The organism is Methylocystis sp. SC2, from assembly GCF_000304315.1.
Taxonomy (GTDB): domain Bacteria; phylum Pseudomonadota; class Alphaproteobacteria; order Rhizobiales; family Beijerinckiaceae; genus Methylocystis.
In genome coordinates this window covers 3,206,735-3,219,246 of record NC_018485.1, presented here as the reverse complement: position 1 = coordinate 3,219,246, position 12,512 = coordinate 3,206,735, and the positions used below count along the sequence as shown (strand labels likewise).

Genomic DNA, 12,512 nt, shown 5'->3' with positions numbered 1-12,512 from the left:
TGGGGCGGCAGGGAGACCGATATGAACGTCAAATCATCCGCCAACGCCGCCGCCCTCCCCTCTTCGAGACTCGAGGCGCTGAAGGCCGCCGCCGTCGCGCTCACGCTTGGCTTCGGACTCGTTTGGCTCGCGGGCTTCGCCTATCCGGAAAGCGTGCATGACGCGGCGCATGATACGCGCCACGCGCTCTCCTTTCCCTGTCACTAGGCCGCAACGCGCTTGATCGCGCGCGTTTTGACGACCGGCCTCATCGCCGGCCTTGTCGCCGGGCTTGCGGTCGCGGCCCTGCAGCACTTCACCACGACGCCGCTCATCCTCGCCGCCGAGGTCTATGAGGCGGCGCAGCATGCGCATGACGGCGCCGAGGCGGGCGCAGCGCTTTCCGGCCTGAGCCGCACGGCGGCGACCAGCGTGGCGACGATCGCCGTCTCGATCGGCTATGCGCTGATATTGCTCGCCGCGATGCTTCTCTCCGGCGACGCCATCGCGCCGCGCCGCGCCGCGTTGTGGGGCGCCTGCGCCTTCGCCGCGACCGGGCTCGCGACGAGTCTCGGCCTCGCGCCGCAGCTTCCCGGCATGGCGGAAACCGACCTCGCCGCGCGTCAAATCTGGTGGCTTGCGACCGCGCTGTCCACCGGGGCCGGACTGTTTGCCTTGTTGCGGCTTGACTCGACGGCGGCGAAGATCGCCGGCGTCGCGCTGATCGCCCTGCCGCATTTCTTCGCGCCGCAGCCCGCGACGCCCGAAAGCACCGCGCCCGCCGAACTCGCCGCGCGCTTCGCCGCCGCCTCGCTCGCCGTTCAGGCGATCAGCTGGGCGCTCGCCGGCGCGCTCGCCGGCCTCGTCTGGCGACTTCAGTCGCGTCAACAGGAATCCTCATGAGCGCCAAAATCCCTGCAACGATCGTCACCGGCTTCCTTGGCGCGGGGAAGACGACGCTCATTCGTCACGTTCTCGAAAACGCCAAGGGCCGACGTCTGGCGCTCGTCATCAATGAATTCGGCGACGTCGGCGTCGACGGCGAAATCCTGCGCGCCTGCGGCGTCGAGAACTGCCCGGAAGAAAACATCGTCGAACTCGCGAACGGCTGTCTGTGCTGCACCGTCGCGGACGATTTCATCCCGGCGATCGAGGCGCTGCTCGCGCATGAGAAGCGTCCCGATCACATCATCATCGAAACCTCGGGACTGGCGCTGCCCAAGCCGCTGGTGAAGGCCTTCGACTGGCCGGCGATCCGCTCTAAGCTGACCGTCGACGGCGTCATCGCCGTCATCGACGGCAAGGCGGTGGCGGAAGGGCGTTTCGCCGACGATCTCGACGCGATCGCCAAGGAGCGCGAAGACACGCAGACGATCGATCACGACAATCCGCTTGAAGAAGTGTTCGACGATCAGCTCGCCTGCGCCGATCTCATCATCCTCAACAAGACCGATCTGCTGGTCGCCGACGAAGAACGCGCGGTCGCCAATCGTCTGACGCAAGGCGCGCGTCAAGCCGCGAAGATCGTGCGCGCCAGCGGCGGGCGAGTCGATCCGCTTGTGCTGCTCGGCCTGTCGGCGGCGGCGGAGGACGATCTCGCAACCCGTCCGTCGCATCATGACGCCGAGCCCGAACATGATCACGACGACTTCGACAGTTTCGTCGTCTCTCTCTCGGCGATCGCCGATCCGGCGGCGCTGGTTGCGCGACTCGCCGAAGCGGCGCGCGCGCATGACGTGCTGCGCATCAAGGGGTTCGTCGAGGTCGTCGGCAAGCCGATGCGCCTGCTCGTGCAAGGCGTCGGCGCGCGCATCGAACATCATTTCGATCGGGCGTGGAAGCCCGATGAGCAGCGCATGAGTCGCGTCGTGATCATCGGCGAGAAAGGCCTCAATCGCGACGCCGTCATCGCGACGCTGGCGCAGCCGTGATACGCCATGCATCTCCTCCCGCGCGATCTCCATAGTCTCGATGACGCCGGCGCCGCCATCGATCTTGGACAATCTCCCGCCGAGATCGTGTTTCTGTCCTTTTCGGATTCGGAGCTGCGGCTGCTGGCGCGGCTTTATGAGCAAAGCGGCGCGCGCCTCCCGAGCTTTCGCTGCGCATCGCTGGCGCAGCTGAAGCATCCCTACTCCGTCGATCTTTATCTCGACTCTGTGGCGCGACATGCGCGGCTGATCGTCGTGCGGCTGCTCGGCGGCAAAGACTATTGGCCCTATGGCGTCGAGCAGCTCGAGGCGCTAGCGCGCGCGAAGGGAATCGCCCTCGCGATCACGCCCGGCGACGCCCATGACGACGCGCGTCTGCAGCAGGCGTCGACGCTCGATATGGAGACGCTCAATCGAATTTGGCGCTTCTTTCAGGACGGCGGTCCCGACAATCTGCGTTCGTTTCTCGGTTACGCATCGACTCTCGTCGGGCGTCCGGCGCCGTGGCGGGAAAGCCTTCCCATCGCCAACGCTGGGCGTTTCGACGCGGCATGCCGCGCCGGCGGCGAATTGCGCGCGACCATCGTCTTCTATCGCGCCATGTTCCTTGCCGACGACGTCGCGCCGATCATTGTGCTCGCCGAGGCGCTGGCCGAGCGCGGCTTCGCGGTCGAGACGATCTATGTCGCGAGCCTGAAAGAGCCGGAGAGCGAAGCTTTCGTATCGCGCGCGCTTGAGACGTTCGCGCCAGATGTGATCCTCAACGCCACCGCTTTTTCGGCGCGGCGCGACGCGGGAAGCGTGCTCGATCGCGCGGACGCGCCGGTGCTGCAAGTCGCTCTTGCAACTTCTTTGCGCGAGGCGTGGGAAGGCTCAACGCGCGGCGCGAACGGCGCCGATCTCGCGATGAATGTCGTGCTTCCGGAAGTCGACGGGCGCATCTTCACGCGCGCGATTTCCTTCAAGGAGGAGGCGCCGCTGCGTCTTGCGGCGGAGTTCAGCGAAACCCGCCATGCGCCGGAACGCTCGCGCATCGACTTCGTCGCCGACCTCGCGCTGAACTGGGCGCGTCTGAGACGCAAGGCGAACCATGAAAAGAGCCTTGCGCTCATTCTTTCTAACTATCCGGCGCGACGCGGCCGCGGCGGCTACGCCATCGGCCTCGACGCGGAAGCGAGCGCGCAGGAGATCGTCTTTTCACTGGCCGAAGAGGGATACGACGTCGGCATAGTCTCACCCTTACTCTTGAGAGTAATCCGCGCGCTCGAAGACGCCGCGCGCGTCATCGATATTCCAATCCGCGATTACCAAACTTGGCTCGCCGCGCTTCCCCCCGACTTCGTCGCGAGCGTCAATGACGCATGGGGCGCGCCGCAGGACGATCCGGCGGCGCGCGACGACGTCTTCCGCCTCCCTTGTCTGGAAGCCGGCAAGCTCGTCGTCGCGCTGCAGCCCGATCGCGGCGCGCGCGCTGAGCGTTACGAGACCTATCATGACGTGCAGCGCCCGCCGCGCCACGCCTATGTCGCCTTCTATCTCTGGCTGCGGCATGCGCGGAAGATCGACGCGCTCATTCATCTTGGCGCGCATGGCACGCTCGAATGGCTTCCCGGCAAATCGGTCATGCTGTCCGAGGCCTGCGCGCCGGAAGCCGTGCTCGGCCCGACGCCGCTCATCTATCCTTTCATCGTCAATGATCCCGGCGAAGCGGCGCAGGCGAAGCGCCGCACATGCGCCGTGACGATCGGCCATCTGACCCCGCCGCTCGTTGACGCCGAACTCTTCGACGCCGCCGCGAAAGTCGAAACGCTGCTCGACGAATATGCGACGGCGAGCGCGCTCGACGCGCGCCGCGCGAAACTCATCGCCGGCGCGATCATCGACGAATCCGAGCGCAGCGGTCTTGCCGCGGAATGCGGCGTCTCGCACGGGATGGACATCCCCGAGACATTGACGCGGCTCGACGCCTGGATGTGCGACCTGAAGGACATGCGGATCGGCGACGGGCTACATGTTTTTGGTCGTTCCGACAGCGATCCCGCGCGCGACGCCTGCGCGCGCGCCGAACGCAAGGCGCTGATCGCCGCGCTTGCGGGCCGCTTCGTCGCGCCCGGTCCGGCCGGCGCGCCGTCGCGCGGACGCGCCGACGTTCTGCCGACGGGCCGCAATCTCTATTGCATCGATCCGCGCCATGCGCCCACACAAACCGCCTATGACATCGGCCGCCGCGCCGCCGCCGAGGTGATGACGCGCCACGCGCAACTGCATGGCGAATTCCCGCGCCGCATCATGCTCGACCTGTGGGGCAGCGCGACGATCCGCACCGGCGGCGAGGATTTTGCGCAAGCGCTCGCGCTTCTCGGCGTCGCGCCGCGCTGGGATATGGCAAGCGCGCGCGTCGTCGGCTTCGAAATTCTGCCGCAGGCGCGGCTCGACTTTCCGCGCGTCGACGTGACGCTGCAGGTCTCGGGTCTGTTCCGCGACATGTTCGGAAATCTCATTGCGCTGTTCGACGACGCGGTTCGCGCCGTCGCCTGGCTCGATGAAGGCGCCGAGGTCAATCCGCTGAAAGCCGCCGACGATCTGCGCCGCGTCTTCGGCGCCGCTGACGGAACTTACGGAATTGGCGTCAGCGATCGCGTGGCGCGCGGGCGATGGTCGAACCGCGACGATCTTGCGCGCGCCTATCTTTGCGCCGCCGGTCACGCCTTTGACCGCGCGGGCGAAAGCAAAGAGGCCGTCGCGGCGTTCAGCGCCCGCGTCGCTGACGCCGATGCGCATGTCCATGTGCAAGACATGGCCGACGTCGACGTTCTGATCGGACCCGCCTTCGCCGATTATGAGGGCGGTTTCGCCGCCGCGAACGCCATGCTTGGCGGCGACGCCGATTTGGTGCATATCGATGCGACGCGGCCGGAACGGTTGCGGCCGCGCGCGCTGAAGGACGAAATCGCGCGCGTCCTGCGCATGCGGCTCGCCAATCCGCGATGGCTGCGAGGGCAGATGCGTCACGGCCATCGCGGCGCCGGCGAGATCGCCGAGACGATCGATAATCTCTATGCTTTCGCCGCGACAAGCGGTCTTGTCACAGACGCGCAATTTGATCTCGCTTTTGACGCGACCTTGGGCGATGATGCCACGCGCGATTTTCTCGCCGCTGAAAATCCCCGCGCGCTGGAGGGGCTTGCGCGCGTTTTTAGCGAAGCGCTTGCGCGCGGCTTGTGGAATACGCAACGCAACAGCGTGCGCGGCGCCTTGAGCGATATCGAACGCCAAGAGGGAGGGCGTCTTGCAGCCGAGGCCTGAGATCAAGGGCTGGTGTCCCGGAGCCTTCGCGCCGATGCCGAGCGGCGACGGCCTGCTGATCCGCGCCAAGGCGGTCGGCTCTCGCATGAGCGCGGCGCAGGCGCGCGAGATCGCGAGAATTGCGGACGGCTGCGGCAATGGGCTGATCGATCTGTCGCAGCGCGCTCAGCTCCAGCTGCGCGGGATCAGCGAGGCGACGATCGCCGAAGCGCTGCGCCGGCTCGATGCGATCGGCATGCTCGCGCCGAGCGCCGACGCCGAACGCGTGACGAATGTCATCGCGTCGCCGCTCGCCGGACTCGCGGCCGGCGCTTTCGACGCCAACGCCATGGCCGTGGAGCTTGCTGCGGAATTGCAGCGCGACGCAGCGATGCGCGCGCTGCCGCCGAAATTTCTGTTTCTTCTCGATGATGGCGGCGCGCTGTCGCTTGCCGACGTCGAGGCCGACATTCGGATCGAAGCGATTGCAAACGGCGCGGTCGCGATTCATATCGCCGATGTCCCCGATCGCGCCGTCTTCGCCGCCGTCAATGACGCGCTCGACGTAGCGTTGCGCCTTGCGCGCGCCTTCATAGAGCTGCGCGATCGTCATGCAAATAGCTTCAGGCGCGTGCGCACGCTGGTCGAAGCGCTCGGCGCCGACGCGCTGCCACGCGCGGCCGGACTCGTCATGCGCGTCTCCAGGGAAGCGCGCGCGCCTGCGCGATGGGCGCATATCTTTGGCGCGCAACGTCGCGGCGCCGTCGCTTTCGCGGGCGTTGGCGCGCCCTTCGGCCGCTGGCGCGCAGAGGAACTCGCGGCGGTCGCCGATTTTGCAGAAGGCGAGGGAACCGGCGAACTGCGCCTCACGCCGTGGCGCGCCTTGCTGATCGTCACGCCCGATGAAGACAATGCGCGACGCGTCGTCTCGCGCGCGCAAGACCACGACCTTATCACGTCGGCCGACGACAAGCGCCTTGCCGTCATCGCCTGTCCCGGCGCGCCGGAATGTCCGCAGGCGGTCGCCGAGACGCGCGCGCATGTGATGGATCTCGCGCCGCTTGCGCAGATGATCGGCGGCGCTGACGGCGTCGGCCTTCATCTTTCCGGCTGCGCGAAAGGCTGCGCGCGGCAGAGCGCCTCGCCAATCACGCTGCTCGCCTGCGCCGAAGGGTTCGATCTCATCGAAAACGGCGGCGCCGACGGCGCGCCGCGCTTCAGATCGCTGACCTTCGAGGCCGTCCTGCGCGAACTCTCCGCACGCGCAAGCGGTCGTGCGCAATGAGCCGCCGCTTCGACTATATCCACGAAGGCGCGCAAATTTATGCGCGCTCCTTTGCGACCATTCGCGCCGAGTCGAATCTCTCGCGCTTTACGCCGGAGCAGGAAAAAATCGCGGTCCGCATGATCCACGCCTGCGGCATGGTGGAACTTGCCGACGACATCGAGTTCTCGCCGGATTTCGTCGCAGCGGCGCGCGACGCGCTGCAGAAGGGCGCGCCGATTCTCTGCGACTCCAACATGGTCGCGCATGGCGTGACGCGTTCGCGGCTGCCGGCCGAAAATCAGGTCGTCTGCACGCTGCTCGAGCCGCGCGTGCCGGCGCTCGCCGCCGAGATCGGAACCACGCGCAGCGCCGCGGCGCTGGAGCTGTGGCGCAACCGGTTGGATGGCGCTCTCGTCGCTATCGGCAATGCGCCGACGGCGCTGTTCCGCCTGCTCGAGATGATTGACGAAGGCGCGGCGCCTCCGGCCGCCATCATCGGCATGCCGGTCGGTTTCGTCGGCGCGGCGGAATCGAAGGGCGCGCTGCGCGAATACGGCCGCATTCCCTTCGTGATCGTGAAAGGCCGCAAGGGCGGCAGCGCCATGGCCGCCGCCGCCATCAATGCGCTGGCGAGCGAGCAGGAATGAACGCGCTCGCCTCGACATCGCATGAAGCCGTCGCGACGCTCGGGGCGCTGATCGGCGTCGGACTCGGTCCTGGCGATCCGGAGCTCGTGACGGTGAAGGCCGCGCGCCTCATCGGCGCGGCGAACGTCGTCGCCTTCTTCGCCAAGCGCGGACGCGCGAGCCACGCGCGCGCGATCGCCGCGCCCTATCTCGCGCCGGGCTGCGAAGAGATCGCGCTGCTCTATCCGGTGACGACGGAGATTCCTTTCGATCAGCCGGAATATGTCTCCTCGCTTCAGCGCTTCTATGAAGATTGCGTGATGCGCATTCGCGCCGTGCTCGAAGCCGGTCGCGACGTGACGCTGCTGTGCGAAGGCGATCCGCTGCTCTACGGCTCCTTCATGCATATGTTCGCGCGGCTCGACTCGCGCTTTCGCATCGAGATTTGCGCCGGCGTCTCGGGCATGTCCGGCTGTTTCGCCGCGGCGCGCCAGCCGATGGCCTGGGGCGACGACATTCTCACGGTTCTGCCGGCGACGCTCGATGAAGACTGCCTTGCATCGCGTCTTGCCGCCACGGACGCCGCGGTGGTGATGAAGCTCGGCGGCAATTTCGCCAAGCTGCGCCGGGCGATGACTCGCGCCGGCGTCATCGATCGCGCGATCTATGTCGAACGCGGCGCCATGCCCGGCGAGAAGATCATGCGCTTTTCCGACAAGCGCGACGATGACGCGCCTTATTTCTCGATGGCGCTTGTGCCGGGGCGAGGCAGGCGCCCTTGAGCGGCGCGCTTGACATTGTCGGCCTCGGTCCGGCCGACGCGCGATGGCTGACGAACGAGGCGCAAGAAGCGCTCGACGCCGCGCAGGACATCATCGGCTATGGGCCTTACGTCGCACGCGTTCCTGAACGCGAAGGGCAGACGCGGCTGGCAAGCGACAACCGCGTCGAGATCGACCGCGCGCGGGAGGCGCTGGCGCGCGCCGCGCAGGGGCGCCGCGTGGCCGTCGTCTCCGGCGGCGATCCCGGCGTCTTCGCGATGGCGGCGGCGGTGTTCGAAGCGGTCGACGGCGGCCCGCGCGAATGGCGCGACCTCGACATTCGCGTGCTGCCCGGCGTCTCGGCGATGCAGGCGGCGGCGGCGCGACTCGGCGCGCCGCTCGGCCATGACTTTTGCGCGATCTCGCTCTCCGACAATCTGAAGCCGTGGGACGTCATCGCCAAGCGGCTCGCGCATGCGGCGCAAGGCGATTTCGTCATCGCGCTTTATAATCCCGCGTCGCGCGCGCGGCCGACGCGCATCGATGACGCTTTCGCGCTGCTGCGTCGCCATCTTCCCGGCGAGACTTTCGTCGCCCTGGCGAAATCCGTCGGGCGTGAGAATGAGGAGATCATTCTGACGCGACTTGATGAAGCCGAGGGCGACAAGGTCGATATGTCGACGCTTGTCGTGATCGGCGCCAGCGGCACGCGGCGCATCGCGCGCCAAGCTGCGCGCGACTGGGTCTATACGTCGCGGAAGGCGACATGAGCGCGCCATGGCTGTCGCTGATCGGCCTCGGCGAAGACGGCGCGAACGCGCTGACGCCGGCGGCGCGCGCGATCGTGGCGCGGGCCTCGCTGATCATTGGCGGCGCGCGCCATCTCGCGATGATCGACGCGCCGGCGGAACGCCTGCAATGGCCCTCGCCGCTCGCCGACGCATTGCCGCGCATTCTCGCGCAGCGCGGCAAACCCACGGTCGTTCTGGCCTCAGGCGATCCCTTCTTCTACGGCGTCGGCGATCTCATCGCGCGCCATGTCGCGCCTGACGAAATTTTCTGCGTTCCGGCGCCTTCGGCGTTTTCGCTCGCGGCGGCGCGGCTCAAATGGAGCCAGCAGGATTGCGCGCTCCTGTCGCTGCACGGCCGCGCCTTTGAACGCGTGAGGCCGCATCTGCAGCCGAACGCGCGGATGATCGCGCTCTCCTGGGACGAGACGACGCCGGCGCGCCTCGCGCGCCATCTCGCCCTGCGCGGCATGGGCGGATCGCGCCTCCATGTGCTCGAACGTCTCGGCGGACCGCTTGAGCGCGTGCGCCAAGCGCGCGCCGACGCATTCGCGCTCGACGACATTGCGCCGCTCAACACTGTCGCCGTCGAAGTGGAAGCCGACGGCGACACGCCGGTCATTCCGCTTACGCCGGGCCTTCCCGACGATTGGTTCGAGCACGATGGGCAGCTCACCAAGCGCGACATCCGCGCCGTGACGCTCGCCGCGCTCGCGCCGCGCAAGGGCGAATTGCTGTGGGACGTCGGCGCCGGCGCCGGCTCTATCGCCATCGAATGGATGCTGAGCGATCCCTCAAACCGCGCGATCGCCATCGAGCGCGACGCCGTGCGCGCGGAGCGCATTGCGCGCAATGCGCTGTCGCTCGGCGTTCCGGATCTGCGCATCATCAAGGGCGAAGCCCCGCAAGCCCTCGCCGAACTCGATGCGCCGCATGCGGCTTTCATCGGCGGCGGCGCCGACGCGGCGACGCTTGCCGCCGCTTGGGACGCCCTGCCCCGTTTCGGGCGCATCGTCGTCAACGCCGTCACCATCGAGACGCAAGCGCTGCTCGCCGACGCCTATCGCGAGAAAGGCGGCGAACTATTACATCTGCAGATCGCGCATGCGCGGCCGATCGGCCGCTTCCACGCGCTCGATCCGGCGATGGCGGTCACGCAATGGCGAGCGACGAAGAGATGAATGCGACATATGCCTTCGGGCTCGGCGCAAGACGCGGCGTCGCCGCGCATGACATCGTCGAACTCGTGCGCCGCGTCGCGCAGGCGCATAACGTCGAGCTCAGCGATGCAAGGCTCTGCGCGCTGGAAAGCAAGGCGCAGGAAGCTGGCCTGCATGATGCGGCGCGCGAGCTTGGGCTTGAACTCGTCTTTCTGCCGCTCGCGGCGCTGCGCGCCCGCAAGGCGACCGCGGCGACGCATTCGCCGCGGGTGCAGGCGATGTTTGGAGTCGGCAGCGTCGCCGAAGCCGCGGCGCTCGTCGGCGCCGGACCGAACAGTCGCCTCGTCGCGCCGCGCGTGACGACGCCGGTCGCCGCCTGCGCTCTCGCAAGACGCGTCGAAGAGAGCAACGCATGACCGTGCATTTCATCGGCGCGGGTCCCGGCGCCGCCGATCTCCTCACCTTGCGGGGTCGCGATCTCATCGCGCGCTGTCCGGTGTGCCTTTACGCCGGCTCGCTCGTGCCTGCGGGCGTGCTGGCGCATTGTCCGCCAGAGGCGCGCATCGTCGATACGGCGCCGCTGTCGCTCGACGCCATCGTCGGCGAGATGCAACGGGCGCATGACGCCGGCCTGGACGTCGCGCGGCTGCATTCCGGCGACCTCTCGATCTGGAGCGCCGTAGGCGAGCAGATGCGACGCCTCGACGCGCTCGGCATTCCCTACACGATGACGCCCGGCGTGCCGGCCTTCGCGGCGGCGAGCGCCGCCTTGAAGCGCGAACTCACGCTCCCCGAAGTCGCGCAATCGCTGGTGCTGACGCGCACCTCGGGGCGCGCCTCATCGATGCCTGAGCGCGAAAGGCTCGCGACATTCGCGCAATCCGGCGCGACGCTGGCGATCCATCTTTCGATCCATGTGCTGGCGCAGGTCGTGGAGGAGCTGACGCCCTATTATGGCGGCGGCTGTCCCGTGGCCCTCGTTTATCGCGCCTCGTGGCCGGATGAGCGCGTCGTGCGCGGAACGCTCGCCGACATCGAGGCTCAGGCCGCCGAGGCGCCGATGGAGCGCACCGCGCTCATTCTCGTCGGACCGGCGCTGGCGAGCGAAGACTTCCGCGAAAGCGCTCTATACGACGCGGACTATGATCGGCGCTTCCGGCCGAGAGGCGAAAGGTGAACGCGCCAGGCCTGCTGATCGGCGCCGCCCGCTCCTCCTCGGGTAAGACGACGCTGACGCTCGGCCTGATGCGCGCGCTGACGCGGCGCGGCCTGCGCGTCGCCCCGGTCAAATGCGGGCCGGACTATATCGATCCCGCCTTTCACGCGGCGGCGACCGGCCGCGACGGCGTCAATCTCGATTCATGGGCGATGGAGGCGCATTTGATCGAGAGTCTCGCCGCGAAGGTGAGCGCCGGCGCGGACATCGTGCTGGCCGAAGGCGCCATGGGGCTCTTTGACGGCGCGCCCGGCGGCGCAGCTGGCGTTGGGGCGAGCGCCGACATCGCCGCCCTGCTCGGCTGGCCGGTCGTGCTCATTCATGACGTTACGGGCCAGGGGCAGACGGCGGCGGCGATCGTCCGCGGCGTCGCCGGACACGATGCGCGCGTAAAGGTCGCCGGCGTCGTGTTGAACCGCGTCGGCTCCGAGCGTCATCGCAGGCTCGCCGGCGAAGCGATCGAGGCGCTGGGCCTCCCGGTGTTTGGCGCATTGCCCCGCAATGAGCGGGTTTCTCTCCCCGAACGCCATCTCGGCCTGGTTCAGGCCGGCGAAACGCAAGGTCTCGACGAGCGTCTCGAGGCGCTCGCAGATTTCATCGAAGCGCATGTGGATGTGGACGTGATCGTCGCTTGCGCGACGATCGCCGCAACGAGCAATGTCATTCCCGACGCTTCGCGCAAGCGAAGCGATCGGGAATCCAGCGTGACGCCAGACGCGCCTGTCGCGGCCGTGGATTCCCGATCGCCCGCTCCGCGGGCGTCGGGAATGACAGGCGTCGTGGCGACCGCGCCTCCCGCCCAGCGCATCGCCGTCGCGCGCGACGACGCTTTCTCCTTCTTCTATCCGCATCTCGCGCAGAATTGGCGCGACGCCGGCGCGGAGGTCTTCTTCTTCTCGCCGCTCGCCGACGCGGCGCCGCCCGAAGACTGCGATCTCTGCTGGCTGCCGGGCGGCTATCCCGAGCTGCACGCCGGCCGATTGTCGGCGGCGCAAGGCTTCATGAAGGGGTTGCGGCGTTTCGCTCAGAGAGGATGGCTCCACGGCGAATGCGGCGGCTACATGGTTCTCGGCCGCGCGCTGATCGACGCGGCGGGCGAGGCGCATGAAATGGCCGGACTGCTGGAACTGGAAACGAGCTTCGCCCGGCGTAAATTGCATCTCGGCTATCGCCAGGCGCGATTGGCGGCCGATCATCCGTTGGGCGCCGTCGGAGTTCGACTGCGCGGGCATGAATTTCACTACGCGACCGTTCTTCGCGAAGAAGGCGCGCCCTTCGCGCTGGCGCGCGACGCCTATAGCGATGACGAACGCCCAGCCGGACTGGCGACCAACGGCGTCTCCGGCTCGTTTTTCCACCTGCTGGCGTAAAAAAGGGCCGCCGGACGAACCAGCGGCCCAAGTCAAGGGAGGAAACGCCCAAGGAGGGCTACGAAGCAAGAGAACTCTCGCTGCGTCGCACTGTTATATTGCTGCGCCGCACAAGAGTCAAGATATTTT

Annotated in this window: 12 protein-coding genes; all 12 read left to right on the top strand. The window is 67.7% G+C overall.

Annotated elements, in window-relative coordinates; translation table 11 throughout:
• Positions 1-21: 21 nt before the first annotated feature.
• The 12 genes from BN69_RS15560 to BN69_RS15505 are packed head-to-tail and all read left to right on the top strand — an operon-like array spanning position 22 to position 12,383.
• Positions 22-207, top strand: a complete 186-nt coding sequence (locus tag BN69_RS15560) for a CbtB domain-containing protein (RefSeq protein WP_014892602.1) — start codon at positions 22-24, stop codon at positions 205-207.
• A gap of 12 nt (positions 208-219) precedes the next feature.
• Entirely contained in the window at positions 220-882 is a 663-nt protein-coding gene (locus BN69_RS15555) for a CbtA family protein (protein WP_014892601.1), read from the top strand.
• Complete coding sequence (cobW, locus tag BN69_RS15550) at positions 879-1,910, top strand: cobalamin biosynthesis protein CobW (protein ID WP_014892600.1); 1,032 nt, start codon at positions 879-881, stop codon at positions 1,908-1,910. The genes BN69_RS15555 and cobW overlap by 4 nt, the downstream gene beginning before the upstream one ends.
• 6 nt (positions 1,911-1,916) lie before the next feature.
• Complete coding sequence (cobN, locus tag BN69_RS15545; RefSeq protein ID WP_014892599.1) at positions 1,917-5,216, top strand: cobaltochelatase subunit CobN; 3,300 nt, start codon at positions 1,917-1,919, stop codon at positions 5,214-5,216.
• The gene (cobG, locus tag BN69_RS15540) at positions 5,200-6,480 is read left to right on the top strand and encodes a precorrin-3B synthase (RefSeq protein ID WP_041927006.1); all 1,281 of its coding nucleotides are present in this window, start codon (positions 5,200-5,202) and stop codon (positions 6,478-6,480) included. Before cobN ends, cobG begins: the two co-directional genes overlap by 17 nt.
• On the top strand, positions 6,477-7,109 hold the full coding sequence (locus tag BN69_RS15535) for a precorrin-8X methylmutase (RefSeq protein WP_014892597.1): 633 nt from the start codon (positions 6,477-6,479) through the stop codon (positions 7,107-7,109). Before cobG ends, BN69_RS15535 begins: the two co-directional genes overlap by 4 nt.
• On the top strand, positions 7,106-7,870 hold the full coding sequence (locus BN69_RS15530) for a precorrin-2 C(20)-methyltransferase (RefSeq protein WP_014892596.1): 765 nt from the start codon (positions 7,106-7,108) through the stop codon (positions 7,868-7,870). Before BN69_RS15535 ends, BN69_RS15530 begins: the two co-directional genes overlap by 4 nt.
• Positions 7,867-8,619, top strand: a complete 753-nt coding sequence (cobJ, locus tag BN69_RS15525; RefSeq protein WP_014892595.1) for a precorrin-3B C(17)-methyltransferase — start codon at positions 7,867-7,869, stop codon at positions 8,617-8,619. The genes BN69_RS15530 and cobJ overlap by 4 nt, the downstream gene beginning before the upstream one ends.
• The gene (locus BN69_RS15520; RefSeq protein WP_014892594.1) at positions 8,616-9,818 is read left to right on the top strand and encodes a bifunctional cobalt-precorrin-7 (C(5))-methyltransferase/cobalt-precorrin-6B (C(15))-methyltransferase; all 1,203 of its coding nucleotides are present in this window, start codon (positions 8,616-8,618) and stop codon (positions 9,816-9,818) included. Before cobJ ends, BN69_RS15520 begins: the two co-directional genes overlap by 4 nt.
• The gene (locus BN69_RS15515; protein ID WP_051013329.1) at positions 9,797-10,213 is read left to right on the top strand and encodes a cobalamin biosynthesis protein; all 417 of its coding nucleotides are present in this window, start codon (positions 9,797-9,799) and stop codon (positions 10,211-10,213) included. Before BN69_RS15520 ends, BN69_RS15515 begins: the two co-directional genes overlap by 22 nt.
• A complete protein-coding gene (gene cobM, locus BN69_RS15510) occupies positions 10,210-10,974 on the top strand; it encodes a precorrin-4 C(11)-methyltransferase (protein WP_014892592.1) in 765 nt (254 codons plus the stop codon). The genes BN69_RS15515 and cobM overlap by 4 nt, the downstream gene beginning before the upstream one ends.
• On the top strand, positions 10,971-12,383 hold the full coding sequence (locus BN69_RS15505) for a cobyrinic acid a,c-diamide synthase CobB (RefSeq protein ID WP_014892591.1): 1,413 nt from the start codon (positions 10,971-10,973) through the stop codon (positions 12,381-12,383). The genes cobM and BN69_RS15505 overlap by 4 nt, the downstream gene beginning before the upstream one ends.
• Positions 12,384-12,512: the final 129 nt, after the last annotated feature.

What these genes read in the sequence shown, in the direction of transcription:
- BN69_RS15535 (WP_014892597.1), top strand. Translation starts at nt 6,477, where the DNA reads ATGAGCCGCCGCTTCGACTATATCCACGAAGGCGCGCAAATTTATGCG.
- cobN (WP_014892599.1), top strand. Translation starts at nt 1,917, where the DNA reads ATGCATCTCCTCCCGCGCGATCTCCATAGTCTCGATGACGCCGGCGCC.
- BN69_RS15560 (WP_014892602.1), top strand. Translation starts at nt 22, where the DNA reads ATGAACGTCAAATCATCCGCCAACGCCGCCGCCCTCCCCTCTTCGAGA.
- BN69_RS15530 (WP_014892596.1), top strand. Translation starts at nt 7,106, where the DNA reads ATGAACGCGCTCGCCTCGACATCGCATGAAGCCGTCGCGACGCTCGGG.
- BN69_RS15520 (WP_014892594.1), top strand. Translation starts at nt 8,616, where the DNA reads ATGAGCGCGCCATGGCTGTCGCTGATCGGCCTCGGCGAAGACGGCGCG.
- BN69_RS15515 (WP_051013329.1), top strand. Translation starts at nt 9,797, where the DNA reads ATGGCGAGCGACGAAGAGATGAATGCGACATATGCCTTCGGGCTCGGC.
- cobW (WP_014892600.1), top strand. Translation starts at nt 879, where the DNA reads ATGAGCGCCAAAATCCCTGCAACGATCGTCACCGGCTTCCTTGGCGCG.
- cobM (WP_014892592.1), top strand. Translation starts at nt 10,210, where the DNA reads ATGACCGTGCATTTCATCGGCGCGGGTCCCGGCGCCGCCGATCTCCTC.